Raw genomic sequence first — 26,340 nt, forward strand, 5'->3', positions numbered from 1 at the left:
TCATGAAACGAGATCAACAGTCCGACGCCTCTGACGCCGCGGATTGGTTCGCCGGGCGCTTGCCCGACGGCTGGTTCGGTGGCGATCCCGAAGTTGTCGTTGACCGCGAAGAGATCACCGTCATCGGTCGATTGCCCGCAGATGAGGGTGACAAAGAGAGCGAGGCGCGCGCCGAAGGCCGGGCCTCTCGCTTCCGCGAAGAAACGCGCTCTCATCGAATGCGCATCGCCGACGAGGCGCAGGCCCGGTATGGGCGCAAGGTCTCCTGGGGTGTCGATGTGGGCACCGCCGAAGAGTCTGAGCGAATTCTGTTTACGCACATCGCGGTTCCGGTGATGACGCGGTTGCGACAGCCCGAGCGCCAGGTGCTCGACACCCTGGTCGAGGCCGGAGTCGCCCGCTCTCGCGCCGATGCGCTGGCGTGGGCGGTGCGGCTGGTCGGTGAACACGCCGAGGACTGGCTGGACAAGCTGCGGGGCGCCATGACGGAGGTTCGGGATCTGCGGACGCAAGGTCCGCAGCTCTAGGCCTGCGTCATAGCGAAGTAGGCGCCGCGGCGTGCCAGCAGGTCCGCGTGGGTGCCGCTCTCGACGACACAGCCGCCATCCATCACGACAATGCGATCCGCATCGCGAATGGTGGAAAGCCTATGGGCGATAATGAAACTCGTGCGGTCTCGGCGCAGCTCGGCCATGGCCCGTTGGATCCGTAGTTCAGTGCGGGTATCCACCGAGCTCGTCGCCTCGTCGAGAATCAACAGCTGCGGGCGTGCCAGAAACGCGCGGGCGATGGTGATCAACTGCTTCTCTCCGGCGCTGATGTTCTCACCGTCGTCGGCGATCCTGGTGTCGTAGCCGTCGGGAAGTGTGCGCACAAAGCGATCCACGTATGCCGCACGTGCAGCCTCGCGAACCTCGTCTTCGGACGCCTCGGGTCGGCCATAGGCAATGTTTTCCGCGATGGTGCCGCCGAAAAGCCAGGTGTCCTGTAGCACCATCCCCATCCGAGACCGCAGGTCATGTCGGCTCATCGTGGAGATATCAATGCCGTCAAGCAGTATCCGGCCGGAGTCGACGTCGTAGAAGCGCATCAACAGGTTCACCAGGGTGGTCTTTCCGGCCCCGGTCGGCCCGACGATCGCCACCGTGTGTCCGGGTTCGACGCGCAGCGACAGCCCATCGATAACCGGGCTATCGGGGGAGTAGCCAAAGCTGATGTCCTCGAATTCGACAGCCGGAGACCCGCCAGGGGCCGTCGCCGGAGACACCGGGTCGGGCGACTCCTCGGCCTCGTCCAGCAGTTCGAAAACCCTTTCGGCGCTGGCGAGTCCGGACTGCAGGGTGTTATACATCGCGGCAACCTGTGTCAGCGGCTGATTGAACTGCCGCACGTACTGCGTGAAGGCCTGGATGCCGCCGAGCGTCAGGTCGCCGGAGGCCACTTTCATGCCGCCCACCACCGCCACCGCCACATAGCTCAGATTTCCGATGAATGCCGTAGCGGGCGATACCAACCCCGAGAAGAACTGTGCACCAAAGGCGCTGCTGTAGACCTTGGCGTTGCGATCGGCGAAGATCGTCTCTGCCTCGGCGCGGTGTCCATACGTCTTGACGATGGTGAAACCGCTGTAGGTCTCCTCGATATGCGCATTGAGTTTCCCGGTGTTGGACCACTGCGCCACGAACAGCCGTTGCGAGCGACGCGCTATCGCGCGCGTCACCCAGAGTGACATAGGCACCGTCGCGAGCGTGATCACTGCCAGCAGTGGCGAAATGCTGAGCATCATGGCAAATACGGCCACCAGGGTCAGCATTGAGCTCAGCAGTTGGTTGATGCTCATCTGCAGCGACGTCTGGATGTTGTCGACATCGTTGGTCACGCGGCTGAGGATTTCCCCCCGCTGACGGGAGTCGAAGTACGACAAGGGAAGCCGATGCAGTTTGTCTTCCACGTCGGCACGCAGCGCCACTACCGTGCGCTGCACGGTGACGTTGAGAAGCCGTGCCTGCACCCATGCCAGCATCCCGGCCACCAGATACAGGCCCAAAGCCACGGCCAACGTCGCGCCCACCGCATGAAAGTCGACACCTACCCCGGGGGTGACGTTCATGCCGGAAAGCATCTGTGCGAACTGGCCATCCCCGCGGGCCCGGGCAGCCTCGATGGCCTGTTCCTTACTGAGCCCCGCGGGCAACTCCCGTCCAATGACCCCGTTGAACAAAAGATCGGTGGCGTGCCCCAGGATCCGGGGCCCGATCACCCCGATCGCGATACCGGTCATGGACAGGGTGATCACCATGGCGGTCAGAAGACGTTGCGGAGCAAGACGCCTGACCATCCGTACTGCGGTGCCACGGAAGTCCCGGGAACGCTCTGTCGGAGCTTGCTGCACACCCCTAAACCCAATGGCTCCAGTCATACCGGCAACACCGCCTGCGAATCGCAGATCTCCTGGTACATCCCGCAGCAGTCCACCAGCTCGGCATGGGTGCCCACGGCGGCCACTCGGCCATCCTCCAGCACCACGATCTGGTCGGCATCGACCACCGTTGAGATCCTTTGTGCCACCACAATCACCGTGGCCTGCGCGGCCACCGCATGCAGCGCCTCCCGTAACCGCGCATCGGTATGCACATCCAGCGCCGAGAACGCGTCATCGAACAGGTAGACACCTGGGCGTCGAATCACCGCCCGCGCGATCGCGATGCGCTGACGCTGCCCGCCCGAAAAGTTGATGCCGCCCTGCGACACCGGCATCTGCAGCCCCGCGGCATGCGCCTGGACAAAGTCCGCTGCCTGCGCGACCCGCAACGCCTCCCACATCTCGTCCTCGGTGGCATCCGACTTGCCGTAGCGCAGGTTGCTTTCCACCGTTCCGGAGAACAAGTACCCCCGCTGTGGGACCAAACCCATTACCGTCCAAAGGTTCTCAGGGTCATATCGGCGAACGTCGATACCGCCCACACGTACCGAACCTGCGGTCACGTCGTGCAAGCGGGGAATCAACGACAGCAGCGTGCTCTTACCGCATCCCGTCGAGCCGACCACGGCGGTGACCGTCCCGGGTCGTGCCGTGAACGAAACCCCTTCCAGCACAGCACGCTCGGCACCGGGATAGCGGAACCCGGCATCGGTGAACTCGACAGTCGGATCCAGTGCGTCCACCTGCGCCGGATCGGGTGGTGCGGTAATGGATCCCACCGTCTCGAACACCTCGGTGATCCGTTCGGCACACGCCGAGGCGCGCGGCACCATGACGGCCAGCATGGTGAGCATCATCATCGACATGAGGATCTGTAAGAAGTAGGACAAGAAGGCCACCAGCGAGCCCACCTGCATCTGCCCCTGGTCGATGCGCAGGCCGCCGAACCAGATCAGCGCCACGCTGGAGGTATTGATGACCAATGAGGTGGTGGGCAGCATCAGGGCCTGCCATCGACCGGCGGCCAGTGCCGTCTCGGACACCTCCGCCACAGCCGCGCCAAACCGCTTGCGTTCCAGAGTTTCTCGAGTGAATGCGCGAATGACGCGAATGCCGGACAACTGTTCCCGCATCACCCGGTTGATGCCATCGATGAGCCGTTGCATGCGGCGGAAGATCGGCAACATCGACCGCACGATGTACCAATTGACCAGGCCGAGCGCCGGCATGCTCACGATGAGCAGCCAGGACAACCCCGCATCCTGATGGATCGCCATCGCGATCCCGCCTATGCACATGATCGGCGCCGTCACCAGCATGGTGCAGGTGATCTGGACCAATACCTGCAGCTGTTGGACGTCGTTGGTGGTGCGCGTCAACAAGGTCGACGCGCCGAATCGAGACGACTCCTCGGCGGAGAACCCGGTGATGTGATGGAACAGCGCCGACCGCATGTCGCGGCCGAACCCCATGCCGGTGCGGGAACCGAAGTAGACCGCGCCGATCGAGCAGGCGATCTGTACCAGCGTCACGGCCAGCATCACCATGCCGAGTCGCATGATCATGCCCATATCACCCTGCGCGACTCCGTCGTCGATGATCGCCGCGTTGACTGTCGGCAGATATAGCGCGGCCAGGGTGCTGATGACCTGCAGCACGACGACCACCGCGACCAGACGGCGGTAGGGACGGACATAACGTTGCAGGAGGGCCCGCAACTGTCCCTGAGGCATGGGCACCACTGTCGCACACGACTCCCGCAACAAACCCGCAGCTCAGTGGTTGGCGCGGGTTTGTGCCGCTACAGTGCACATGTGAGGTTGGGCTTGGATTCGCGCAACGTGTGGAGCAAGTGTGCTGTCGCCGTGGTGATGGTGGCACTTGTGGTGGCCGGCTGTTCGGGTGGTGATAAGTCTGATCAACCCAACGGCAATGAGCCGAATGCGACAGCGCCGGCGCAGACCAAGTCCAAGGGCGTCGAAGGCCCGATGTTCTCGGAATGCGGCGGTGTCAGCGATCAGGCGATGATGCAGCTGACCAAGGTCGTGGGTTTGGTGGGCACCGCCAAGAATTCGGTCGGTTGTGTCTGGCTGCGCGGGGGAAGCATCGTGGGACCGCACTTCTCCTTCAACTGGTACCGAGGCAGCCCCATCGGTCGTGAACGGGCGACGGAAGAGCGGACGCGCCCGAGCGTCGAGGACGTCGAGATCGCCGGATACAAGGGTTTCATCGCCACCAACGGCTACCCGGGCACCGTGACCACACTGTGCGAGATCGGCATGGACTTCGGAAACGACTTCATCGAATGGTCTATCAACTTCGAGCCCGGATCCGGCGCTCCCGACTCCTGCGACGTGGCCAAGCAGCTGACCGAGACGTCGATCAAGGCGGCCAAGAAATGACGCATCGGAAGACGAAGTCCCTGTTCGCGGCGGCGTGCATCGCGCTCGTCGCATTCACGTCCGCAGGCTGTGGCGGCACCGTCGACGGGGAGGCGGTCATGCCCGGACGCGGCGATCTGGGTGACGGCACGCCTGCCGAGCAGAAATACCCCAACCTGCTCAAGGAATGCGACGTCCTCACCACGGACGTGCTCGCCAAGGCCGTCGACGCAGATCCGAGGGACATTCAGAGCACATTCGTGGGCGCATTGTGCCGGTGGCAGGCGATGAGTAAGAGCGGTGGCCTCGTCGACATCACCCGCTTCTGGTTCGAGACGGGCAGCCTCGAAGCCGAAAAGGCCACAGCGAACAGTCTGAAATACAACGTCCAAGAACGGGCGATTCAGGGAATCCCGTCGATCGTGATGAAGCCGCCGGACCAGCCGGGCGCCTGCGGAGTTGCCAGCGATGCGGCAGGTGTTGTTGGATGGTGGGTCAACCCGCAGGGCCAAGGCGGAGACTCATGCACTCAGGCAATCAAATTGATGGAGATGACGCTGTCAGTGAACATCTGACAGGTCGTGTTCGCTCGTCCCGTGTGGGCGGGATAGTGCTGTGTGCTGTGCTGGCCATGGGAATGCTGTTGAGTTCCGGATGTTCCGGCCACCACCATGAACTCAACGGGCACGAGGTGGCTACCTCGCATGACGTCCGGGTGGGCCCGGGCTACTCCGAGTGCGGCAGCCTCACCACACCCGATGTCGTGGCCGTCGTACGCCGGGCTGACCTCAAGCTGATTGCAAAGACCCCCGCCGGATGCACCTGGTCTCCGAACGGCTCATGGAGCGCGCTCCCGAACGTCACCCTCTCGTGGTACCGCGGCAGCCCGATCGGCCGCGAGCGTGAGGGGGAGGAGCGGACGCGTGACGAGGTCAGGGACTTCTCCGCGGGAGGCAAGAGCGGTTTCATCAGCTCGACGTACGGGATGTGCGTCACCGCGCTGGAGTACGGAGATGATCAGTTCTTCGAATTGGCGGTCACCCTGCTCGGCGCGGGTCACGGCACGTCCTCGGATGCATGTCACTGCGCGATGAAGCTGTCCACGCAGGTGGCTGAGAAGGTCTGAGGCCCACCGACTAGCGCGGCACGTGGAACTTGGTGAGCGATCCGCCGCCTAATTCGAGCCGTGACCATGGCGACCGAGTGGTGAGCACCGCGATCGCGGATGTCGGAAACTTGGTGGAGATCCGGTTCGCGGCCTCAGCATTGCTGGTCCCGGTGTCGGCGAGCATGAGTGCCAGCTGCGATGTGGTGGGTTCATGCCCGACGACGAGCACCGTGCTCGCGGAATCCGGTACCGCGTTGATCTCGCCGAGGGTGATTCCCACCGTCGAGTCATAGAGCTTGTCGCTGAATCTGACGAGCTGGCTGTGTACGCCGGTTTGAGTCAGCGTCGCGCGGGTCCGGGTGGCGGTCGAACACAGCACCGCGTCGATCCGATTGAAGTTGTCTTGCAGCCACGTTCCGGCCTGGGTGGCCTGTCGCGTGCCACGTAGATTCAGCGGGCGCTGGTGGTCGTCAACGCCGGGCGGGTACGCCGACTTCGCATGCCGCATCAAGATCAGGGTGCGCTTGGCGTCATCCGACATGGTCGTACGGTAGCCGGGGCAGGTGACCAACGACGGGCAAATGCCCGACCTGTGGATAAGTCACTAACCCGGGCCTCGGGGATCAGGCGCGGCACCCGGAGGTTGTCGGTGGACGGCCATAGACTTCCCGTGTGAAGTTCCTGCACACCGCTGACTGGCAGCTCGGCATGACCCGGCATTTCCTTGCCGGTGAAGCTCAGCCCCAGTACTCGGCCGCGCGTAGAGAGGCCATCGCCTCCCTTGGCGAGGTTGCTGTGGCTCAGGGTTGCGACTTCATGGTGGTGTGCGGAGATGTCTTCGAGTCCAACCAGCTGGCCCCACGCGTCATCAGTCAGGCGCTGGAGGTGATGCGTGGCGTCGGGGTGGACATCTACCTGCTTCCCGGCAACCACGATCCCCTGGATGCCGCCTCGGTGTACACCAGTGAGCTGTTCTTGGCCGAGAAGCCCGCGAACGTCCACGTCCTCGATACCGCGGGCGTGCATCGGGTGGCCGCCGATGTCGAGCTGGTTGCGGTGCCGTGGCGTTCGAAGGCGCCCACACATGATCTGGTGGCCGAACAGCTCGAGGCTCTGCCCGTTGACGGCACCCGCCGCATCGTTGTGGCCCACGGCGGTGTGGACGTGCTGGATCCCGACCCGACGAAGCCGGCGCTCATCGCGCTGAAGGCCGTCGAGGACGCCATTGCCCGTGGCGCGGTTCATTACGTGGCGTTGGGGGACAAGCACTCCCGGACCCAGGTGGGTTCCACCGGGCGGGTCTGGTACTCGGGGGCGCCCGAGGTCACCAACTACGACGATGTCGAATCCGATCCGGGACATGCTCTCGTGGTCGACCTGGACGAATCGGGTGCGGTGCAGGTCGATGCCCATCACGTGGGCAGATGGCGGTTCGTGACGTTGCGGCGGTCGGTGGACAACGCGCGCGATATCGCCGATCTCGGACTCAATCTCGAACTGTTGCCCGACAAGGAGCGCACGGTGGTGCGTCTGGCACTCACCGGCACGCTCAGTGTGACCGATAACGCCATGCTGGAAGAGTGCCTGGACAAGTACACGCGGCTTTTCGCCAGTGTGCGGGCGTGGGAGCGGCACACCGATATTGCGGTGGTGCCTGCCGACGGAGAGTTCAGTGATCTCGGTGTCGGTGGTTTCGCTGAGTCCGCGATCGCCGAGCTGAAGGAGATGGCGGCCGCGGGCGGGACATCGTCGGCGGACGCCCAGGGCGCGCTGTCGCTGTTACTGCGCCTCACGTCCAGTGCCGGGCGAGGCGGATCGGCCAAGGGCGTCGCGGTGGCACGAGGGTCGGCGGCGTGAAGCTGCACCGCCTCTCGGTCACGAACTATCGCGGAATCGCTCATCGCGACATCACTTTTCCCGATCGCGGTGTTGTGGTGGTCAGCGGAGCGAACGAGATCGGCAAGACGTCCATGATCGAGGCGCTGGACCTGCTGATCGAATCCAAGGATCGCTCCACCAAGAAGGACGTCAAGCAGGTCAAGCCCACATTCGCCGACGTAGGCTCCGAGATTGAGGCCGAGATCAGTTGTGGCCCGTATCGATTCGTGTATCGGAAGCGTTTTCACAAGCGCGCCGAGACGCATTTGACGGTCATCGAGCCGCGACGCGAACAGCTCTCCGGCGACGAGGCGCATCAGCGGGTGCTGGACATGCTGGATCAGTCCATCGACATGAACTTGTGGAAGGCGCAGCGGGTTCTGCAGTCGGCGGGTGCGGGTGTGCTCGACCTGTCATCGAGCGATGCGCTGACCCGTGCACTGGATCTTGCTGCCGGACAATCGGTTGCGCTGTCGGGTAGCGAGCCCGATCTGGTGGAGCGGATCGACGCCGAGTACGCGCTGTACTTCACCGCGACGGGGCGTCCCACCGGTGAATGGGCCAAGGCCGGCGTCCGGCTGACCGCGGCCGAGGATGCGCTTGCTGTCGCCAACGCGGCCGTGGCCGAGGTCGAGCAACAGGTTCGTGAGCACGACGAGCTGACCCGTGAGCTGGCCTCCATCATCGCCGACCGTGCCGAGGTGACTCGCCGGCTGACTCCGTTGGAGCAGGCCTCGCAGGCCGTTTCAACCCTGATGCAACAACGCGATAACGCAGCCGTAGTCGCGGAGGCGGCGCAGGCGGCGGCGGTGGCGGCACAGACCAAACGCGACGAGCGGGCCCAACTTGTCGCCGACATTCAGGCGCGCCGTGCCGGGATCGATGGGCTCGCCGAGCAGGTGTCGGCCGCGAAGGAGGCGCACGCTGCGGCACAACAGGTGGCCGAGGCAGCCGAGGCCGCCGCAGCCCGGATGGCCCAGGCGGTCGAGGCTACCCGTGCTCAATTGCAGTCGGCGCGCGATACTTTGGACCGCGCACTGGCCCGGGATGAGGTGGATGGACTGGCGGCCCGGGTGTCGCGTATCGATCTCACGACCCGGCAGTTGACGACGGCCGGCGCGGAACTTTCGGCACTGGCCATCACCGCACAGACTCTCGGTGCGATCGAGGCTGCCGCACAGACCGTGGGCATGGCGGAGGTGGCTCTGGACACTGCCTCGGCGCAGGTGGAGGTTCGTGCGCTCGCCGATGTCGACATCACCGTCGATGGCCGCCAGCTGCGGGTTACGGCCGGGGAGCAGTGGGCGAGTGCGGCCACAGATACCGTTGAGATCACCGCTCCCGGCGTGGCAGTCACCCGAATCATTCCGGGGGCCAATGCGGCTCAGCTGCGTGCGAACCTCGATGCGGCTCGTGAGGCGCTCACCGGGGCCTTGGCGGCTGCTGGTGTGGCCGATGTCGGTGAGGCACAGAGGCAGTATGAACGGCGCACCGAGCTGAATGCTGAACGCGACCGGTTGACGGCACTGCTCGATGGGCTGATGGGCTCGGACAGTCTTGATGCACTGCGCGAGAAGCTGAGCCGCTTGCGTGAGCTGGCGCCGGAGGCCAAGGGTCTGTGGGATGCGATCGATCCGGCGCAGGCTCGCGCAGAGGTCGCCCGGTTGGTGGCCGACGTGGAGCGCCTGCAGGCCGAAGAGGTCACCCACCGCCACTCCGTCCAGGTCGCTACCCGGCAACTCGCCGAGAAGTCCACCGAGGCAATGGTATTGCGGGAGAAGCAAGGCGCTCGTGCCGAAGAGCTGGCCGCCGTGGAGCAGCGCCTGGCCCAGGTTCGGGCATCGGCCTCTGACGATCTGCTAGCCGAACGTCATGATCAGGCGGTCCAAGCGGCAGACCTGACCGCGCGCCGCATCACCGATCTGATGAGTCAGTTGGCCGCACTCGAGGCTGATCGGGTACGCGCCGGACTCGCCGAGGTCTCCGCACGCGCGCAGGGGCTGGATCAGCAGCACGACTCGTTGCGCCATCGGCTACGCGATATCTCGGTGCGTCTGGAAGTGTTCGGCAGGCAGGGCCGTAAGGACCAGCTGGATGCCGCGGCCTCCGAGCGTGAATATGCGGCAACGGAATTCGCCCGAATCGGGGCGAAGGCCCGGGCCGTCGACACCCTGAGATCGGTGATGTTGCGGCACCGGGACGGCATGAGATTGCGTTATGTCGACCCATTCCGTGCGGAGCTGGAGCGGTTGGGGCGCATGGTGTTCGGTCCCACCTTCGAAGTGGACGTCGACAGCGATCTGAGTATCCGCAGCCGGACGCTGGAAGGCCGTACGGTTCCCTACGAGTCGCTATCGGGTGGTGCAAAGGAACAACTGGGCATCGTCGCGAGACTGGCAAGCGCCGCATTGGTGGCGCCGCAGGATGCGGTGCCCGTCATCATCGACGACGCGCTGGGATTCACCGACAGCGACAGACTGGAGCGCATGGGTGAGGTGTTCGGCGCCGTGGGCAGCGAGGCGCAGGTGATCGTGTTGACCTGCAGCCCCGACCGCTACCACTCTGTCACCGGGGCGCAGCGAATCAGCCTGTCGGCCTGAGCGACTCGGTCGCCCCGATACCGTCAAACCGGTACCTCTTAGAAATACGCGTTCGCAGGAAGCGGCGTGCCGTGCAGCAGGTTCTGGCCGATCACCCGGGCCTTGTAGTGCACCGGATTGTGCAGGCTGATGGTCCGGACGTTCCGCCAGTGCCGGTCCAGATTGCGGCTCCGGCTGGATGCGCTGGCACCACCCAGGTCTAGCAGTTTGGTGGCGGCATCGAGTGCGACTGCATCGATGTGCACCTTGGCTTTGGCGACCGCCAGTTGGGCTTCCTCGGCACGCTGCGCATCGGGGACCCCGTCGCGCAAGGATGCGCCGGCGGCATCAATGGCATCGGCCGCGGCAAGAACCGCAGCCTCAGCGGCGAATGCGGTTGCGCTGAGTTCGCCCAGGGTGCGTTGCAACAACGGATCATCGACCGGACGTTCGGTGAGAGCGTGACTGAAGTTGCGCTGCCGGGAGCGCAGCAGCGCCACGCCGTCATCCACGACCGATCGCAGCACTCCGGCGACAATCGCCAGGATGTAGAGCTGCAACGACGCATACTGCGTGGTGGGCACCGGGGCCGCGTCATACGGTGTGTCGGAGAGGATTTCGTTGCTGGCGACATCGACCTGGGTAAAGATCGTGGTACCCGTGCCTGTGCGTCGCTGGCCGAAGCCATCCCAGTCGTCCACCAGCCGCACCCCGTCGCGATCGCCGGGAACGATGACCGATGCGATCGAGTCGTGGTCGGTGGTCGCGGTGACCGTCAGGTAGTCCGCGAACAAGGTCCCGGTGCTGTAGAACTTCTCGCCATTCAACCGATATCCATCACCAGCCGGGAGTAGACGGGTGTTGAACACCAGGCTTCCGACGGCCAATGTCCCCTTCTCGCTGAATGCGTTGGCGAACAGGTTGCCTTCGTTCACCTTCGTCAGCCAGGCTGCCGATGTGGGATCGGAAAGCGTGCGCAGTCGTTCCTCGACGAACCAGAAGTGCGTGCGAAAGATGTGCGCGACGATGGGGTCGGCCTGCGCGATATCGATGATGGTGGAAAAGAGTTGCCGCACAGAAAGTCCTGCGCCGCCGAGTTCGACGGGGATGCGCAGCCGACCGATCCCCGCCTCCTTGAGCAGTCGAACCTGGTCGAAGGGATTCTCGTCGTCAAGGTCACGTTCTCGTGCCCCGTCGGCGACCTGGGCGAGCAGATTCCGGTAGGTCTCGGTGCCGGGCAGCGCGCGGATTTCGAGGACTGACGGAGCGGAGGTCATGTCTTCGTTGTACGCAGCATGCCCATTGGCGGCATCGCTTTGAATCACCCAGAACTGAAGCGGCAATATGGGTCACGATGATTCGCATAGTTCATTCGTGGTTTCCGTGCTTTCGCCGGCTCACCCTGGTGTGTGCTCTGGCGATCGCGTGCCTGCTGTTGTTCACACCCGGCAGCACGGTCCCGTCCGGACCACCCGGGGCGGACAAGGTGGTGCATTTTCTGATTTTCGGGATGTTGGCGGTGTCCTCGCGATTCGCACGGATCGACGAGAAGTTCACACTGGCCTGGGTTCTGACCTTCGCTGCGTGTTCAGAGGTTGTTCAGGCTCTGTGGGTTCCGCGCCGGGACGGAAGTCTGCTCGATGTGCTTGCCGATGCGGTCGGCATGCTCATGGGACTCTGGTTGTGGCAGAAGATTCGTCCTGCGCACCGGCAGCAGTCGGCTTCGGAATGACGGTGGTGACACTGCCGGTGTGAGCCAGCCCGCTGGTGACCAGGTCTAACTGGCGCAACGCCCGATTGAGGGCCGCTTGCGCGTCGGCGTCGGTGGGGTGATCGGTATCCACCAGCATGCCGATGGTGTTGAGAATCGAGCCGGCGATGAGTTCGGCAGCGATCTCGAGATCCTCGGTGGTGTGGTGGTTCGTTGCGGGATTACGCGCGAGCTCGACCACGACATCGTTGGTGAGCATGCGCATCTCGTTGTTGATGGCACGCCGAACCTGCGGCGAACCGCCATGACGTTCACGTACCAGAAACCGGAAGTTGTTCGCGTGCTCGCTCACCCGATCGACCATGAGGCCGAGAATCTTGGCAGGGTTGTCACTGCCCACCTCGCGTCGGGCCTGACGGAAGGTGTCACGAAGCGCACGAACGCTCTCTTCGGCCAGGACTGTGCCCAGGTCCTCCATCGATTCGAAATGCCGATAGAACGCCGTGGGAACCAAACCTGCGGACCTGGCCACCTCGCGCAGGCTGACGGCGGCGAAGCCACGCACCTTGAGTAGATCCAAGGTCCCGTCGAGCAATGCGCGGCGGGTATGCAACTTCTTCTCAGCACGACTATGTCGCATACCTGTCAGTGTACGGTCGTGCTCTTATCGATTGGCTTCTTTTGTTCGAAACCGTGTTGAGGCCTGGTATTGACAGGTTCATCTGCGTTACGCACACTGATCTCAGTGCACGATTGTTCACTATTTGGCCACCGAATTCGAAGGGGCAGTGCAGCATGGTGGGACCTGTAGAGCGCAACGTCAACGTCGTCCAGGAAGTCGTGGAGTCGGTTGGTTCTCGTGTCGGCCGGATCATCCGCATCATCACGCGGACGGTGGGAGAAGTTGGCCAGGAGCTGAGCGGCGTTGTGGCCGACGGGTTCGAAATCGCGGAGGCCAACAAGAGAGCCCGTGCTGACCATGAGCGCTGGGGCGCCTCGGCGGATACAGACCCGGACAACGCGGCAGACGACGCCGAGGAAGGCGAACTCGTCGACCTCGATGACGAGGGCCACGGCGATGACACTGCCGATGCGGGGGCCGATGACGAGAACGACGCCGTGGTGGAAGAGGTGACTTCCGAATCAGAGGTTGACGAGGCGCGCGACGGCGTCTCCGAGCAGGAAAGGGTCTAACCGTGTCGGCTCCAGCGTTGCAGCCAGAACCCCTTTCCTCGCCGGTCGCCACGGCGGCCCGTGAATGTCCGGTCAACCACGACCTCTATCCGGGCGGGCCGACGTTCCTACGGTGGCACAACACCAAGGTCGGCTATCTGAAGTCGTGGCGTCTCGCGCTCGGGGCGGTCTGGTCCACCTACCGGCACACGATCTCCGAGTATCTCGCCGACCTGCCCGGACAAGATGACGTCATCGTTGCGCGGGCGCCCATGCGTAAGACGGTGATCGTCCGTAATCCGGAACTGGCCCGTCATGTGCTGGTGGCCAATCAGGACAATTACATCAAGAGCGCCGAATATGACCTCCTGGCAGTCGGTTTCGGCCGCGGGCTGGTGACCGATCTCAACGAGGGACTCTGGAACCGAAATCGTCGGCTGGTGCAGCCGATCTTCGCCAAGCGCCAGGTCGACCTGTTCGCCCCGCAGATGGCGGAAGCCAGCGCGCGCACCCTCGCCCGGTGGGATGAGCTGTATGCCCAGGGGAAGGCCGTTGATGTCACCGCCGAGATGAACTACCTGACCATGGATATCGTCGCGCAAACGATGTTCGGCATCGATCTATCCGGCGACATGGCCGAGAGGATGCGGATCAACTTCGCACGCCTGCTGAAGCTCTTCGGCGTGGGCTACATCGTGGGGGCGGCTCCGCCGCTGCGCTGGTTCGTGGACAAGCTCGCCACCCACGGTCCCGACGAGTTGGCTTCACACACCCCTCGGTTGGCCATACGCGCGCTGCGTATCGGAGCGTCGGTGGCCGCGCCGCGGACCATGAGGGGTCTGCGCTGGGTTGAGCGCACTATCGATCAGCTCATCGCCGATCATCACTCCGGCCGGATCACCAGACAGGACAACCTGTTGGCGCTGTTGATGGCCGCCGAAGATCCCGAAACGGGCGCCAGGTATACGGATCTGGAGATCCGCGATGAACTGATGACCTTCCTCGGCGCAGGCTTTGAGACCACCGCCGCCGCGCTCGCGTGGACCTGGTATCTGTTGTCCCGCAATCCCGATGCGCGCGCGAAGCTCGGCGAAGAGGTTGACCGGGTGCTCGGTGGACGGTTACCCACCGCCGCGGATGTTGACAATCTGCCATGGACCGCCGCGGTGCTGAATGAGGCGATGCGTGTGTATCCGCCGATCCTGGGGTTGGCGCGTGCTGCGAAGGCCGACGACGTGCTGGGTGATTACCCGATTCCGGCCGGTACCACCGTCACCGTGTTGATCGACAGCATCCACCACAACGAGCGAGTGTGGGAGAACGCCAGGACCTTCGATCCCGCACGGTTCCTCAAGGAGAACCTGCAGCCCGAACAGCGCAAGGCGCACATGCCGTTTGGAGCGGGCAAGCGCATGTGTATCGCCTCGGGCTTCGCGAACCTGGAGGCCATCATCGGTATCGCGTCGCTGGCCCAGAAGTATGAGCTGGAAATGGTGCCGGGTCAGAAGCCGCGCCGCGAAGTGACCTTCACGGGAGGACCCGAGGGTGAGATCCTCATGCAGCTGCGTAAACGACATCCCTGAGGTGTGATGGCGGTACTCACCGACGATCTGCGCGCGGATCTGTTGCGCCGATGGTCCGAGCCGCACCGGCGGCACCACGATGTCGTGCATCTGCGGGAGGTGCTCGACGCGGTGGATTTACTTGCGCAGGACGGTGTGATCTTCGAGCGCGAGCCCGTCGAGCTGGCGGCGTGGTTCCACGATGCGGTGTACGAGATCGGCCGCGCCGACAATGAGAGACAGTCCGCACAGTTGGCCCGGGAACTGTTACCTCCCAGCATTGGTGATGAGGTGGCGCGTCTGGTTGTGCTCACCGAGACGCATCGCGTCGAGCCGGACGATCCCAACGGTGCCGTGCTCAGCGATGCTGATCTGTCGGTACTCGGCGCGTCAGCAGATCGCTACGCGCGGTATGTCGACGCCGTGCGCCAGGAGTACGCGCCGATTCCCGATGAGGTGTTCCGGCCTGAACGTGCGCGGGTGTTGGGCGCCTTGCTGGACAAAGCCGAACTCTTTCATACCGAGGCGGCCAGGGTGCGTTGGGAAGTGGCCGCTCGACGCAACATCGAGGCGGAGCTGCGCAGGCTTGCCTGAGGGTGTTAGCGGCGCCGCACCGTCATGAGCCCGTTGTTCTTCGGGCACGAGGCGACTCCGCGTGAGTGCCACTTTTCGTTGGGGGCCGTCGTGGTTTCAATGGTGAAGTGCCGCAACACGGTCCGCAGGACGATGTCCATCTCCATGTTGGCGAAGGCCGCACCGACGCAGCGCCGGGTCCCGCCGCCATAGGGAACCCACGAGTTGCCGGGCTTGGCGTCGGTGAAGCGTTCTGGGTCGAAACGCTCGGGGTTGGGGAAGGCTGCCGGGTCGTCGTGCATCAAATTGATGCTCACCACAAGGGAGTGACCCTGGGGGATTCGGTAGGGCCCGATGTCGACGTAGGGCGCCAGCACGTGACGTCCCGCGAAATCGATGACGGGCCGGCTGCGTTGTACCTCAAGGATTGTCGCTTGGCGGTATTCGTTGTTCTCGGTCTGCGCTTCCTCTGCCAGTCGCGACAGCACCGGCGGGTGGCGGGTGATCCGTTCGAAGGCCCAGGCCAGAGTGGTGGCGGTGGTCTCGTGACCGGCCGCCAGCAGGGTGAGTAGTTCGTCGGAGACGTCGCTGCGCGACATGGTGGTGCCGTCGTCGTAGGTGGACCGCAACAGCAGGGCGAGGATGTCGGTGCGATCCTCGAAATCCGGTGCGGCGAGTGCCTTGTCGATGAGAAGTGCGATCACTTCGTCGTAACGAGCGCGGTAGGTCTTCAACCTGCCCCACGGACTGAAGCGTCCGTAGTCGCGTTTGGGCTGCGGGACTCGTGTCGTCAGAGAGGCCAGTACCACCCACGGTGGAATCAGCTCGCGTAGCTCGTCCAGCTCGGCTCCGTCGGCGCCGAAGACAGCGCGCAAGATGGCGTTGAGCGTTATCCGCATCATCGGTTCCATGGTCTCGAACTGCTGACCCTCTGGCCATGACGCGCATTCGCGCAGCGTTTCCTCCTCGATAATCTGCTCGTACTGAATCATGGCCTTGCCGTGGAACTTTGGTGCGAGTAGCTTGCGGCGATGCCGGTGTTCGTTGCGCTCCAAGGCAAAGACCGATCCGGGTCCGAGCTGCTGGCTCAGATTGGGCTGGATGTTGCCCAGAATCTCGGTGCTCGTGGTGAACACCTGCCGGGTGAGATCCGGGTCCGCCACCACGACCGTGTATCCGAACTTGGGGATGTTGATCGTGTAGACCTTGCCGTACTTCTTGGCCAGTCTGCTGGTGGTCCACCGTCGGGAGGCCACGAAGGCGATGCCCTGGGCCAGCTTGGGGAGTGTCACGAGCGGGGGAGCGGTCGGCTCGGGCGTATCGGCTTCTCGGTCGATGGTTGAGGCTTCGGTCACGTGACCCTCCACGGCGTTGTGGTGTTAGTAGACATGTGTCTTATAACACAGCCTACATCTGTCATGTCGGTCACACCAGGGGGAATCGCGGGAGATTTCACCGGCGGGTCGACTTGACAGGGGTAACTCTGGCACCATGTATCTCGTCTGTCGCAGAAGTCACTGAGGCTGGAGGGCGCATTGATCACTCGATGGGCGACCACCATGGTCGTCGGTGCCGTTCTCGCGCTGTGCACGCCCGCGACCGTGAGCGCCGAGCCGATGGCCACGGGTAAGGACTTCTCGAAGCCCGCGGTCGTCATCCTCGGGTACGGCCTCAAGCCCGACGGCTCGATGCGCGACAAGCTGTATCAGCGGGTAGTGACGGGCAGGGCGATCGCCAATATGTTCCCGAACTCGTTCATCATCGTGACGGGCGGTAATCCGCAGAACGGTGTGTCAGAGGCCGAGCAGATGCGCAACATGCTTGTCGGCCTTGGGTATCCATCCGACCGCATCGTCGTGGAGCCCCGGGCCAACAGCACGGTGCAGAACGCGCAATTCTCGGTGCCGCTGGCCAAGCAGGCCGGCGCCTCGGGAATCATCCTGGTGACGAACTCGACCCATCAACAGCGCGCGGGCCGGAACTTCACCGATGCGGGTGGCAACGTGCTGGCCACCGCGAGCTTTCCCGATGGCGATGCGCCCACCAACATCGGGCAATTCATGCGCGACATCATCAGCCCGTTCCGCTGACGGCTGCGGACAACTACGGGACGACCACAGTTCGCCTGAAGGGAATGAACCCGGCAGAATCAGTGGTTGACCGATCAGGGCGCTCATCGATGTGCGCATCTAGCCGCATACCGCACAGGAGCCCTATTCATGACTGCCGTTGTCGATTCACGCGCGCAGCCCGAGTCGCCCGTGTCCCGGCGCACCCGCCGAGGCGCGATTCTGGCACTTGCCATAGGTGGATTCGGGATCGGGACAACCGAATTCGTGGCGATGGGGCTGCTGCCCAACATCGCGCACGGCTTCCACGTCACCGAGCCCGAAGCCGGCCACGTCATCAGTGCCTATGCGCTGGGTGTGGTCGTGGGTGCACCGATCATCGCGGCACTCACCGCCCGGGCCTCGCGTCGGACCCTGCTCATCGCGCTCATGATCGCGTTCACGATCGGCAATGCGGCCACCGTCTTCGCGCCGGGGTACGCCGCGCTGATCGCGTCCAGGTTCGTCGCCGGGCTGCCCCACGGTGCGTACTTCGGCGTCGCTGCACTGGTGGCGGCACACCTTGCGGGCCCGGGGGAACGCGCCAAGGCCGTGGGGCAGACCATGTTGGGTTTGTCGGTGGCCAATGTCGTGGGTGTTCCGGTGGCCACCTGGCTCGGCAACACGGTGGGCTGGCGTTCGGCCTTTGCCGTCGTCGCGGTCATCGGCGTGGTCACGGTCGCGGCGTTGTTGCGGTTCTTGCCAGGACTGACGGATATGAAGATCACGAATCCGCTGACGGAGCTCAGCGCGCTGCGTCGCGCTCAGGTGTGGTTCACCCTGCTCATCGGCATTGTGGGCTTCGGCGGCATGTTCGCCTTCTACACCTACATCAGCACCACACTCACCAGCGTCTCCGGACTATCGAGGGCCCTCGTCCCGCTGGCATTGGCGCTCTACGGCATCGGCATGGTCACCGGAAACGTGCTGGGTGGCTGGATGGCGGACCGCAGTGTGGTCAGGGCCATCGCCATCGGTCTGGTGCTGGTGGCCGTGATGCTGGTGATTTTCGCGGCGGTATCCCGAAATCCTTGGGCCGCACTGGTGCTGGTGTTCGCGGTGGGGGTCGCCGGAACGTCACTGGTGCCCGCTCTGCAGACCCGATTGATGGATGTGGCAGATGACGCGCAGACGTTGGCCGCCGCGCTGAATCACTCGGCGCTCAATATCGCCAATGCCGGCGGCGCCTGGCTCGGTGGCCTGGTCATCACCGCTGGTTATGGCTATCGCGCCCCTTCTCTGGTCGGTGCGGCGCTGGCGCTCGCGGGACTCGGAGTACTCGCGTTGTCGCTGTTGTACGCCCGGCGCCGCCCATTCACGCCGTCAGCGGCCTGATTCGATCAGTGGGGGATGCCGCCCGGCGGCATCGTCGGGGGCGCGACGGTCGGCGGCGGCATGAAGCACGGGGGGACCCCCGGCGCGTACGGCGGAACGCATGGCTGGGGGAAGCACTGCTGCCCGTTCCATCCTGATGGCTGGTTGAACGGGCAGACCGGAATCGGATCGGCGTTCGCCACCGGTGCCCAGCACAGCGCCAATGCCAGACCAATCAGACCGAACACTGCTTTCTGACGCACGAAGTCAATTCTATTGGCATAGCCTTTTCCCATGGCTGAGAGCGGCAAAGTAGGGCCTGCGGGCAAGGAATCGTTGTGGGCGAGGTGGCGCGGTCGCGTGTTCGCGGTCATCGCGTTGGTGCTCACCTTGGTTGCCGTGTACTTCGCACTGTCGGCCTTTATCCCGCGATGGTGGGCACAACGCATCGCCGATATGTCCGGTCACGGCAGTTTCACCAAGGGGATCGGCAGCGGGCTCACGCTCGGTCTGTTGTGCACCGGAATACCGCTGTTGCTGGCGCTGTGGGCATTTTTGATGCGGGGTCGCCGTGGCGGGACGTTCTTCGCCGGCGTGCTGACGCTGCTCGCCGTCATTGTCGCGGTGCCCAACCTGATGACGCTGACGATCGTGTTCGGCACCAGCAATTCCGCGCATGCCGGTGAGCGTGTGCTGGATGTCGAAGCGCCCGGGTTCCGGGGAGCGTCGGCCATCGGGGCGACCGTGGCGCTGTTGATCTTTCTGCTCGTCACGTTCTTTGTCGTGCGCAAGTGGCGACGTCGAGTGAAGGTGGAGAAGCAGCAGGTTCGTGAGGCTGCCGCCGCGGCGGAAAGTCCCGCGGCCGAATAATTTGTGTGCCCTCGGCAGGAATCGAACCTGCGGCCTTCTGCTCCGGAGGCAGACGCTCTATCCCCTGAGCTACGAGGGCGTCAGGGCTTGGTAAGACTAGCGGGGACAGCCTAGCGCATCCCAACCAGCATCCCGACCACCGTTTCGGTCGCGGGTAAAGGATTCGGGGCCTGGATACCCGAGCCCATAGGATGATCGCCGTGACTCCCGTCGACCTCGCCGACCTGCTACGTTCCACCGCAACCACGGTGCTGGACGAGCGAGGTCTGGACACGTCGGCGCTACCGGACACCGTGACCGTCGAACGTCCCCGTAATCCCGATCACGGTGACTACGCCACCAACGTTGCCCTGCAGGTCGCCAAGAAGGTCGGTGTCGCCCCGCGTGACCTGGCCACCTGGCTCGTCGATGCCCTCGTCGCCAACGACGCTATCGCCGCCGCGGAGATAGCCGGACCCGGGTTCGTGAACCTGCGGATCGCCGCCGACGCGCAGGGCACCATCGTCGCGAACATCTTGGACGCGGGCGAGAGCTACGGCAATTCCGACGCGCAGGGCACGCACACCATCAACTTGGAGTTCGTCTCGGCCAACCCGACGGGGCCGATTCACATCGGGGGTACCCGGTGGGCCGCGGTCGGTGACGCGTTGGGCCGCCTGCTGACCCGCCAGGGCGCCAAGGTCACCCGCGAGTACTACTTCAACGACCATGGCGCACAGATCGACCGGTTTGTCCGCTCGCTCATCGCCTCGGCCGAGGGCAAGGAAGCTCCCGAGGACGGGTACGCCGGCGATTACATCGCCGATATCGCCAAGCAGGTCCTCACTCAGCGCCCCGATGCGCTTGCGTTGCCGGAGCCCGAGGCCGCCGAAGTCTTTCGGGAAATAGGCGTCGACCTGATGTTCACCCACATCAAGAAGTCGCTGCACGAATTCGGCACGGACTTCGATGTTTTCACCCATGAGGACTCGATGCACACCTCGGGCCGGGTGCAGGAGGCCATCGCGCAACTGCGCAAGACCGGCAACATCTACGAGAAGGATGGCGCGTCCTGGTTGCGTGCCAGCAACTTCGGCGACGACAAGGACCGCGTTGTCATCAAGAGTGATGGCAATCCTGCTTACATCGCCGGTGACATCGCCTACTACCTCGACAAGCGAGAGCGCGGCTTCGACCTGTGCATCTACATGCTCGGTGCCGATCACCACGGGTACATCGCACGCCTGAAAGCCGTTGCGGCGGCGTTGGGTTACGACGCAGACAGCGTCGAGGTTCTCATCGGCCAGATGGTCAACCTGGTGCGCGACGGTCAGCCGGTGCGGATGTCCAAGCGCGCGGGCACCGTGATCACCCTCGATGACCTGGTCGACGCCATCGGAGTCGATGCTGCGCGCTACGCGTTGATTCGGTCCTCGGTGGACACCTCGATCGATATCGACCTGCAGCTGTGGGCCTCCGCATCGAGTGAGAACCCGGTCTATTACGTGCAGTACGCGCACGCGCGGCTCTGCGCATTGGCGCGCAATGCCGCGGATCTGGGCCTGCAGCACTCGACCGATCATCTCGAATTGCTCACCCACGAGAAGGAGGGTGCGCTCATCCGGGGTCTCGGAGAGTTCGGCCGCATCCTGCAAAACGCCGCGGTGCTGCGTGAACCACACCGCGTCGCAAGGTATTTGGAAGACATCGCCGGTGATTACCACCGGTTCTACGACTCGTGCCGGGTGCTCCCGCAAGGTGACGAAACACCGGGGGATCTACATGCGGCACGCCTAGCGTTATGCCTTGCCACCCGGCAGGTCATCGCCAACGGCCTGGACATTCTCGGCGTGAGCGCACCGGAGCGGATGTGAGCGCACACCCGGCAGGCCCCCGCCACGCAGAAGGGGAACAGCACACCGCCATGAGTAGCGCACCTCCGGTCAACCCGACCGAATTGGCACCGAACGTATGGCCCCGCAATGCCTCTCGCGGCGCCAACGGCGAGGTGACCCTCGCGGGTCTCACCGTCTCCGAGCTGGCCGAGGAGTACGGCACGCCGCTGTTTGTCATCGACGAGGACGATTTCCGATCGCGCTGCCGCGACATGGCCGCAGCGTTCGGCGGCGCTGCGCGCGTGCACTACGCCTCGAAGGCGTTCCTGTGCACCGAGATCGCGCGGTGGATCAAGGATGAGGGACTGGGCTTGGACGTCTGCTCGGCAGGCGAGCTGGCCATCGCGCTGCGTGCCGAGTTCCCTCCTGCTCGAATCGCTCTGCACGGTAACAACAAATCCGAGGCGGAGCTCGCGCAGGCGGTGCAGGTTGGCGTCGGGCACATCGTCGTCGATTCGATGATCGAGATCGAGCGGCTGGACGCGATCGCGGGCAGCGCCGGTGTGGTGCAAGACGTTCTGGTGCGTGTCACCGTCGGTGTCGAGGCGCACACCCATGAGTTCATCTCCACCGCGCATGAGGACCAGAAGTTCGGGTTGTCTCTGGCCGGTGGGCAGGCGCTGGAGGCCGTGCGTCGTGTCTTCGCCACCGACAACCTGCGACTCGTGGGGCTGCACAGCCACATCGGTTCGCAGATCTTCGATGTCGACGGGTTTGAGGTCGCCGCGCACCGGGTGATCGGGCTGCTGCGCGACGTGGTCGCCGAGTTCGGTACCGAGAAGACCGCGCAGCTCAACATCATCGACCTCGGCGGCGGCCTCGGCATCAGTTATGTGCCGTCCGACGATCCGCCCCCCATCGAGGATCTGGCGGCCAAGCTCGGCGTGATCGTGCGCACCGAGTCGGCGCTGGCGGGTCTGCCCGAGCCGCGATTGGTGATCGAGCCGGGCCGGGCCATCGCCGGTCCGGGCACCGTGACGCTGTACCGCGTGGGCACCACCAAGGACGTGATTCTGTCCAATGGGCAGCGGCGCTACGTGAGCGTCGACGGCGGGATGAGCGACAACATCCGCACCTCGCTGTATCAGGCCGAGTACCACCCGCAGCTGGTTTCCCGCGACAGTGACGTCGCGCCGGTGCTGTCCAGGGTGGTGGGAAAGCACTGTGAAAGCGGCGATATCGTGGTCAGGGACGCGTGGTTGCCCGAGGACGTGGCTCCCGGCGACCTGGTGGCGGTCGCCGCGACCGGTGCGTACTGCTACTCGATGTCCAGCCGGTACAACCTGCTGACCCGTCCGGCGGTTATCGCCGTCAAGGACGGCGAGGCGCGACTGATCCTGCGGCGCGAGACCATCGAGGATTTGGTGAGTTTGGAGGAGGAAAGGTGAGCGACTCCGGTCGTCCGATAGGCGTAGCGATCCTGGGCCTGGGCAACGTCGGCAGCGAGGTAGCGCGGATCATCGAAAGCAGCGCGAGTGACCTCGCCGCCCGCATCGGTGCCCCGCTGGAGATTCGGGGTATCGGTGTGCGCCGTGTCGCCGATGACCGCGGTGTTCCGGTCGAGCTGCTCACCGACGATATCGACGCGCTGGTTTCGCGAGACGATGTCGACATCGTTGTCGAGCTCATGGGACCGGTGGAACCCGCACGGCGCGGCATCCTGGGTGCACTCAACGCGGGCAAGTCGGTGGTGACCGCCAACAAGGCACTTCTGGCCCAGGCCGCCGGCGAGCTCGCCGAAGCTGCCGAGAAGGCAAGGGTTGACCTCTATTTCGAGGCGGCCGTGGCCGGCGCCATCCCCGTCATCCGGCCCTTGACCCAATCGCTGGCCGGCGATTCGGTGATTCGGGTGTCCGGCATCGTCAACGGCACCACCAACTACATCCTGTCTGCCATGGACACCACCGGTGCCGGTTATGACACCGCACTTGCCGAGGCGGGGGAGCTCGGATACGCCGAGGCCGATCCGACCGCCGATGTCGAGGGCTATGACGCCGCCGCTAAGGCCGCCATTCTCGCGTCGATCGCCTTCCACACCCGAGTCAGCGCCGACGACGTGTACCGCGAGGGCATCACGAAGATCAGTGCCGACGACTTCGAGTCGGCGCGTGCTCTGCGCTGCACTATTAAGTTGCTTTCCATCTGCGAGCGGATCACTGATAAGGAAGGGCGCCAACGCGTTTCGGCGCGGGTGTACCCGGCGTTGGTACCGCTGACCCATCCGCTGGCAAGCGTGAACGGCGCATTCAACGCTGTCTTCGTCGAGGCCGAGGCCGCCGGCGAGCTTATGTTTTACGGGCAGGGCGCCGGTGGTGCACCGACCGCGTCCGCGGTACTAGGAGATTTGGTCATGGCCGCACGCAACCGCGTCCAGGGCGGACGTGGTCCGCTGGAGTCCCGGTACGCGCAGCTGCCCATCGCGCCGATCGGGCTCATCCCGACCCGGTACTACGTGCGCATGCGGGTCGCCGACAAGCCGGGTGTGCTGGCCACCGTCGCTACCGAGTTCGCCAAACGCGAAGTCAGTATCGCCACCGTCCGGCAGGAGGGCGAGGTCGACGAGACGGGTGCCCGGCTGGTGGTGCTCACCCACAAGGCCACCGATGCTGCGCTCTCGGAAACCGTTGCCGCACTTGCCGACCTCGACGTGGTGTTGGGTGTCGCCAGTGTCATCCGGCTGGAAGGAACACAAGAGTGACCGTTCATACCCCTTGGCCCGGCCTCATCGCGGCATACCGGGACCGCCTCCCGATCGGGGAGAACTGGCAGCCCGTGACTCTGCGCGAGGGCGGCACTCCGTTGCTTCCCGCGAAGCGTCTGTCCGAGCTCACCGGTTGCACCGTGCACCTGAAGGTCGAAGGCCTCAACCCCACCGGCTCGTTCAAGGACCGCGGCATGACCATGGCGGTGACCGACGCGCTGGCCCGTGGCCAGCGCGCGGTGCTGTGCGCCTCGACCGGGAACACCTCGGCCTCCGCGGCCGCCTACGCCGCCAAGGCGGGCATCACGTGTGCGGTGTTGATCCCGCAGGGCAAGATCGCGATGGGCAAGCTGGCCCAGGCCGTCATCCATGGTGCGCGGATAATCCAGGTGGACGGCAACTTTGACGACTGTCTGGAGCTTGCGCGCAAGACCACCTCGGACTATCCGACCATCGCCTTGGTGAACTCCGTGAACCCGGTGCGCATCGAGGGGCAGAAGACAGCGGCCTTCGAGATCATGGATGCCCTGGGCACCGCCCCCGATATTCACGCGCTTCCGGTCGGCAATGCGGGAAACATCACCGCGTACTGGCGCGGTTACAACGAGTACCACCGTGACGGTCTGTCGGACCGGCTGCCCAAGATGCTGGGTGCGCAGGCCGCGGGTGCGGCGCCGTTGGTCAACGGGGCGCCCGTTGCCAATCCGGAGACCATCGCGACCGCCATCCGGATCGGGTCGCCCGCGTCGTGGTCGGGTGCTGTTGCCGCACAACAGGAATCCGGCGGCAAGTTCCTGGCCGTCACCGACGAGGAGATTCTCGACGCCTACCGTCTGGTGGCCTCCAGCGAGGGCGTGTTCGTAGAGCCCGCGTCGGCGGCCAGCATCGCGGGTCTGCTGAAATCGGTTGCCGACGGCTGGGTTCCGAAGGGTTCCACCGTGGTGTGCACCGTGACGGGGAATGGCCTGAAGGATCCCGATAACGCCCTCAGCGGCATGCCCGAGGTGACTCCCATTCCGGTGCAGGCGAGCGCGGTTGCCGAGGCGCTGGAACTCGCGTGAACCAGATCCTGCCCGCGGGGCTGATCACCACCGTGGTGGTGCCGGCGTCGAGTGCAAACCTGGGTCCGGGCTTCGACAGCCTCGGCATCGCGCTGTCGCTGTACGACGAGATCGAGGTCAGCACAACCGAATCCGGTCTCAAGGTGGCCGTCGAAGGTCAGGGTGCCCGTGAGGTTCCGCTCGACGGCAGTCACCTCGTCGTGCGGGCGATCGAGCGGGGGCTCGCTGCCGGAGGAGTTGCGGCTGCTGGCCTGATCGTTCAGTGCCGCAACAAGATTCCACATTCGCGGGGTTTGGGTTCATCGGCCGCGGCTGCAGTTGCCGGTCTGGCCGTCGCCAACGGACTGCTTGCCAAGGCCGGACATCGGGTGCTGCCCGATGAGGTGCTGGTGCAGTTGGCCTCGGAGTTCGAGGGTCATCCCGACAATGCGGCGGCCAGTGTGCTCGGGGGAGCCGTGGTCTCCTGGTCGGACACGTCGGGCGCGGCCCCCGTCTATGCGGCCACCCGGCTGGATGTGCACCCCGATATCAGAATTGTCGCCGCGGTCCCGGAGGAGCAGTCCTCCACCGCACACACTCGTGTATTGCTGCCGGAATCTGTCACCCATGTAGACGCAAGGTTCAATATTAGCCGCGCGGCCCTGCTCACCGTCGCCCTGACCGCACGGCCGGACCTTCTGATGACGGCCACCGAGGATCGCCTGCATCAGCCTCAGCGGGCTTCCGCGATGCCGGCGTCCGCCGAGGTTCTTGGATACCTGCGCGATCAGGGGGTTGCGGCGGTTCTTTCCGGTGCTGGACCTGCGGTGTTGGCCTTGACCACCGGTGATCTCCCCGATGTCGCGGTGAAATACGCTGAAGATCAAGGTTTCTCACTGACGGCGATGTCCGTATCGGCGGGCGTGTCGGTTCGATAGCCGACGTTATGGCTGGTGAGCGGGGGACTCGCCGGGGGGTGCTGGTTGCTTGATACCCACCAGGGGGTTATCCTCGGTATCAGTCCCAGCAATTGCAGCTTCTGCGCA

General features: G+C 64.5%; 25 protein-coding genes and 1 tRNA gene. 18 read left to right on the top strand and 8 right to left on the bottom strand.

Features of this window, described 5'->3' with window-relative positions:
* Positions 1-2 precede the first annotated feature (2 nt).
* Complete coding sequence (locus MSTE_RS06820; RefSeq protein WP_078359069.1) at positions 3-527, top strand: hypothetical protein; 525 nt, start codon at positions 3-5, stop codon at positions 525-527.
* Here the strand turns inward: MSTE_RS06820 and MSTE_RS06825 are convergent.
* A complete protein-coding gene (locus MSTE_RS06825; RefSeq protein ID WP_096499971.1) occupies positions 524-2,419 on the bottom strand; it encodes an ABC transporter ATP-binding protein in 1,896 nt (631 codons plus the stop codon). The two genes, MSTE_RS06820 and MSTE_RS06825, sit on opposite strands and share 4 nt — an antisense overlap.
* Positions 2,416-4,140 (bottom strand): ABC transporter ATP-binding protein, encoded by a 1,725-nt coding sequence (locus MSTE_RS06830; protein ID WP_193442080.1) that lies wholly within the window; start codon positions 4,138-4,140, stop codon positions 2,416-2,418. Before MSTE_RS06830 ends, MSTE_RS06825 begins: the two co-directional genes overlap by 4 nt.
* Positions 4,141-4,293: 153 nt before the next feature.
* Here MSTE_RS06830 and MSTE_RS06835 point away from each other — a divergent pair, with 153 nt between their 5' ends.
* From MSTE_RS06835 to MSTE_RS06845, 3 genes are read left to right on the top strand one after another with little or no spacing between them, the layout of a single operon-like run.
* Positions 4,294-4,824 carry a DUF3558 domain-containing protein gene (locus MSTE_RS06835; protein WP_231897075.1) on the top strand — a complete coding sequence of 177 codons (531 nt, stop codon included), beginning with the start codon at positions 4,294-4,296 and terminating at the stop codon, positions 4,822-4,824.
* A complete protein-coding gene (locus MSTE_RS06840) occupies positions 4,821-5,378 on the top strand; it encodes a DUF3558 domain-containing protein (RefSeq protein ID WP_096499977.1) in 558 nt (185 codons plus the stop codon). The genes MSTE_RS06835 and MSTE_RS06840 overlap by 4 nt, the downstream gene beginning before the upstream one ends.
* A gap of 32 nt (positions 5,379-5,410) precedes the next feature.
* Positions 5,411-5,929, top strand: a complete 519-nt coding sequence (locus MSTE_RS06845) for a DUF3558 family protein (RefSeq protein ID WP_096505552.1) — start codon at positions 5,411-5,413, stop codon at positions 5,927-5,929.
* A 10-nt stretch (positions 5,930-5,939) separates the two neighbouring features.
* On the opposite strand, the gene MSTE_RS06850 is transcribed toward MSTE_RS06845, so the two are convergent.
* A complete protein-coding gene (locus tag MSTE_RS06850) occupies positions 5,940-6,452 on the bottom strand; it encodes a SixA phosphatase family protein (RefSeq protein WP_096499979.1) in 513 nt (170 codons plus the stop codon).
* Between the two features lie 131 nt (positions 6,453-6,583).
* On the opposite strand from MSTE_RS06850, the gene MSTE_RS06855 reads away from it, so the two are divergent.
* Both MSTE_RS06855 and MSTE_RS06860 read left to right on the top strand, forming a co-directional pair.
* The gene (locus tag MSTE_RS06855) at positions 6,584-7,768 is read left to right on the top strand and encodes a metallophosphoesterase family protein (RefSeq protein WP_096499981.1); all 1,185 of its coding nucleotides are present in this window, start codon (positions 6,584-6,586) and stop codon (positions 7,766-7,768) included.
* On the top strand, positions 7,765-10,389 hold the full coding sequence (locus MSTE_RS06860; protein WP_096499983.1) for an AAA family ATPase: 2,625 nt from the start codon (positions 7,765-7,767) through the stop codon (positions 10,387-10,389). Before MSTE_RS06855 ends, MSTE_RS06860 begins: the two co-directional genes overlap by 4 nt.
* A gap of 38 nt (positions 10,390-10,427) precedes the next feature.
* On the opposite strand, the gene MSTE_RS06865 is transcribed toward MSTE_RS06860, so the two are convergent.
* Positions 10,428-11,711, bottom strand: coding sequence for an acyl-CoA dehydrogenase family protein (locus MSTE_RS06865; protein ID WP_193442058.1), 1,284 nt, complete (start codon positions 11,709-11,711; stop codon positions 10,428-10,430).
* Positions 11,712-11,722: 11 nt separating this feature from the next.
* Here MSTE_RS06865 and MSTE_RS06870 point away from each other — a divergent pair, with 11 nt between their 5' ends.
* Entirely contained in the window at positions 11,723-12,100 is a 378-nt protein-coding gene (locus MSTE_RS06870) for a VanZ family protein (RefSeq protein WP_096499985.1), read from the top strand.
* Here the strand turns inward: MSTE_RS06870 and MSTE_RS06875 are convergent.
* The gene (locus tag MSTE_RS06875) at positions 12,036-12,719 is read right to left on the bottom strand and encodes a TetR family transcriptional regulator (protein ID WP_096499987.1); all 684 of its coding nucleotides are present in this window, start codon (positions 12,717-12,719) and stop codon (positions 12,036-12,038) included. The genes MSTE_RS06870 and MSTE_RS06875 overlap by 65 nt on opposite strands.
* A gap of 155 nt (positions 12,720-12,874) precedes the next feature.
* On the opposite strand from MSTE_RS06875, the gene MSTE_RS06880 reads away from it, so the two are divergent.
* Genes MSTE_RS06880 through MSTE_RS06890 form a run of 3 tightly spaced genes read left to right on the top strand, consistent with a single transcriptional unit; the run spans position 12,875 to position 15,408 of the window.
* Positions 12,875-13,273: a hypothetical protein gene (locus MSTE_RS06880; RefSeq protein WP_096499989.1), complete on the top strand. Its 399-nt coding sequence runs from the start codon at positions 12,875-12,877 to the stop codon at positions 13,271-13,273.
* Positions 13,274-13,275: 2 nt separating this feature from the next.
* Positions 13,276-14,835 (top strand): cytochrome P450, encoded by a 1,560-nt coding sequence (locus MSTE_RS06885; protein WP_096499991.1) that lies wholly within the window; start codon positions 13,276-13,278, stop codon positions 14,833-14,835.
* 6 nt (positions 14,836-14,841) lie between these two features.
* Positions 14,842-15,408 carry an HD domain-containing protein gene (locus tag MSTE_RS06890; protein WP_231897018.1) on the top strand — a complete coding sequence of 189 codons (567 nt, stop codon included), beginning with the start codon at positions 14,842-14,844 and terminating at the stop codon, positions 15,406-15,408.
* Between the two features lie 5 nt (positions 15,409-15,413).
* Here the strand turns inward: MSTE_RS06890 and MSTE_RS06895 are convergent, their stop codons facing one another.
* Positions 15,414-16,754 (bottom strand): cytochrome P450, encoded by a 1,341-nt coding sequence (locus MSTE_RS06895; protein WP_096499995.1) that lies wholly within the window; start codon positions 16,752-16,754, stop codon positions 15,414-15,416.
* A gap of 156 nt (positions 16,755-16,910) precedes the next feature.
* On the opposite strand from MSTE_RS06895, the gene MSTE_RS06900 reads away from it, so the two are divergent.
* Entirely contained in the window at positions 16,911-17,477 is a 567-nt protein-coding gene (locus tag MSTE_RS06900; RefSeq protein ID WP_096499997.1) for a YdcF family protein, read from the top strand.
* 129 nt (positions 17,478-17,606) lie between these two features.
* Positions 17,607-18,830, top strand: a complete 1,224-nt coding sequence (locus tag MSTE_RS06905) for an MFS transporter (RefSeq protein ID WP_096500000.1) — start codon at positions 17,607-17,609, stop codon at positions 18,828-18,830.
* 5 nt (positions 18,831-18,835) lie between these two features.
* Here MSTE_RS06905 and MSTE_RS24920 read toward each other — a convergent pair whose 3' ends face one another.
* Complete coding sequence (locus MSTE_RS24920) at positions 18,836-19,072, bottom strand: hypothetical protein (RefSeq protein WP_157997650.1); 237 nt, start codon at positions 19,070-19,072, stop codon at positions 18,836-18,838.
* A gap of 31 nt (positions 19,073-19,103) precedes the next feature.
* Between MSTE_RS24920 and MSTE_RS06915 the strand changes: the two genes are divergently transcribed.
* Complete coding sequence (locus tag MSTE_RS06915; protein WP_096500004.1) at positions 19,104-19,679, top strand: permease; 576 nt, start codon at positions 19,104-19,106, stop codon at positions 19,677-19,679.
* A gap of 6 nt (positions 19,680-19,685) precedes the next feature.
* Here the strand turns inward: MSTE_RS06915 and MSTE_RS06920 are convergent.
* A tRNA-Arg gene (locus MSTE_RS06920) sits at positions 19,686-19,758 on the bottom strand.
* A 121-nt stretch (positions 19,759-19,879) separates the two neighbouring features.
* Here MSTE_RS06920 and argS point away from each other — a divergent pair.
* From argS to thrB, 5 genes are read left to right on the top strand one after another with little or no spacing between them, the layout of a single operon-like run.
* Positions 19,880-21,532, top strand: a complete 1,653-nt coding sequence (gene argS / locus MSTE_RS06925) for an arginine--tRNA ligase (protein ID WP_096505556.1) — start codon at positions 19,880-19,882, stop codon at positions 21,530-21,532.
* Positions 21,529-22,941 carry a diaminopimelate decarboxylase gene (gene lysA / locus MSTE_RS06930; RefSeq protein WP_096500006.1) on the top strand — a complete coding sequence of 471 codons (1,413 nt, stop codon included), beginning with the start codon at positions 21,529-21,531 and terminating at the stop codon, positions 22,939-22,941. The genes argS and lysA overlap by 4 nt, the downstream gene beginning before the upstream one ends.
* Positions 22,938-24,251 (top strand): homoserine dehydrogenase, encoded by a 1,314-nt coding sequence (locus MSTE_RS06935; protein ID WP_096500008.1) that lies wholly within the window; start codon positions 22,938-22,940, stop codon positions 24,249-24,251. The genes lysA and MSTE_RS06935 overlap by 4 nt, the downstream gene beginning before the upstream one ends.
* Positions 24,248-25,315 carry a threonine synthase gene (thrC, locus tag MSTE_RS06940; protein WP_096500010.1) on the top strand — a complete coding sequence of 356 codons (1,068 nt, stop codon included), beginning with the start codon at positions 24,248-24,250 and terminating at the stop codon, positions 25,313-25,315. The genes MSTE_RS06935 and thrC overlap by 4 nt, the downstream gene beginning before the upstream one ends.
* Positions 25,312-26,232, top strand: coding sequence for a homoserine kinase (gene thrB, locus MSTE_RS06945; protein WP_096500011.1), 921 nt, complete (start codon positions 25,312-25,314; stop codon positions 26,230-26,232). The genes thrC and thrB overlap by 4 nt, the downstream gene beginning before the upstream one ends.
* Positions 26,233-26,340 lie beyond the last annotated feature (108 nt).

Source organism: [Mycobacterium] stephanolepidis, assembly GCF_002356335.1.
GTDB lineage: Bacteria > Actinomycetota > Actinomycetes > Mycobacteriales > Mycobacteriaceae > Mycobacterium > Mycobacterium stephanolepidis.

Coding starts and splice junctions, on each gene's coding strand:
- MSTE_RS06820 (WP_078359069.1), top strand. CDS start 3: ATGAAACGAGATCAACAGTCCGACGCCTCTGACGCCGCGGATTGGTTC.
- MSTE_RS06825 (WP_096499971.1), bottom strand. CDS start 2,419: ATGACTGGAGCCATTGGGTTTAGGGGTGTGCAGCAAGCTCCGACAGAG.
- MSTE_RS06835 (WP_231897075.1), top strand. CDS start 4,294: ATGGTGGCACTTGTGGTGGCCGGCTGTTCGGGTGGTGATAAGTCTGAT.
- MSTE_RS06840 (WP_096499977.1), top strand. CDS start 4,821: ATGACGCATCGGAAGACGAAGTCCCTGTTCGCGGCGGCGTGCATCGCG.
- MSTE_RS06850 (WP_096499979.1), bottom strand. CDS start 6,452: ATGTCGGATGACGCCAAGCGCACCCTGATCTTGATGCGGCATGCGAAG.
- MSTE_RS06870 (WP_096499985.1), top strand. CDS start 11,723: ATGATTCGCATAGTTCATTCGTGGTTTCCGTGCTTTCGCCGGCTCACC.
- MSTE_RS06875 (WP_096499987.1), bottom strand. CDS start 12,719: ATGCGACATAGTCGTGCTGAGAAGAAGTTGCATACCCGCCGCGCATTG.
- MSTE_RS06880 (WP_096499989.1), top strand. CDS start 12,875: ATGGTGGGACCTGTAGAGCGCAACGTCAACGTCGTCCAGGAAGTCGTG.
- MSTE_RS06890 (WP_231897018.1), top strand. CDS start 14,842: ATGGCGGTACTCACCGACGATCTGCGCGCGGATCTGTTGCGCCGATGG.
- MSTE_RS06905 (WP_096500000.1), top strand. CDS start 17,607: ATGACTGCCGTTGTCGATTCACGCGCGCAGCCCGAGTCGCCCGTGTCC.
- MSTE_RS06915 (WP_096500004.1), top strand. CDS start 19,104: ATGGCTGAGAGCGGCAAAGTAGGGCCTGCGGGCAAGGAATCGTTGTGG.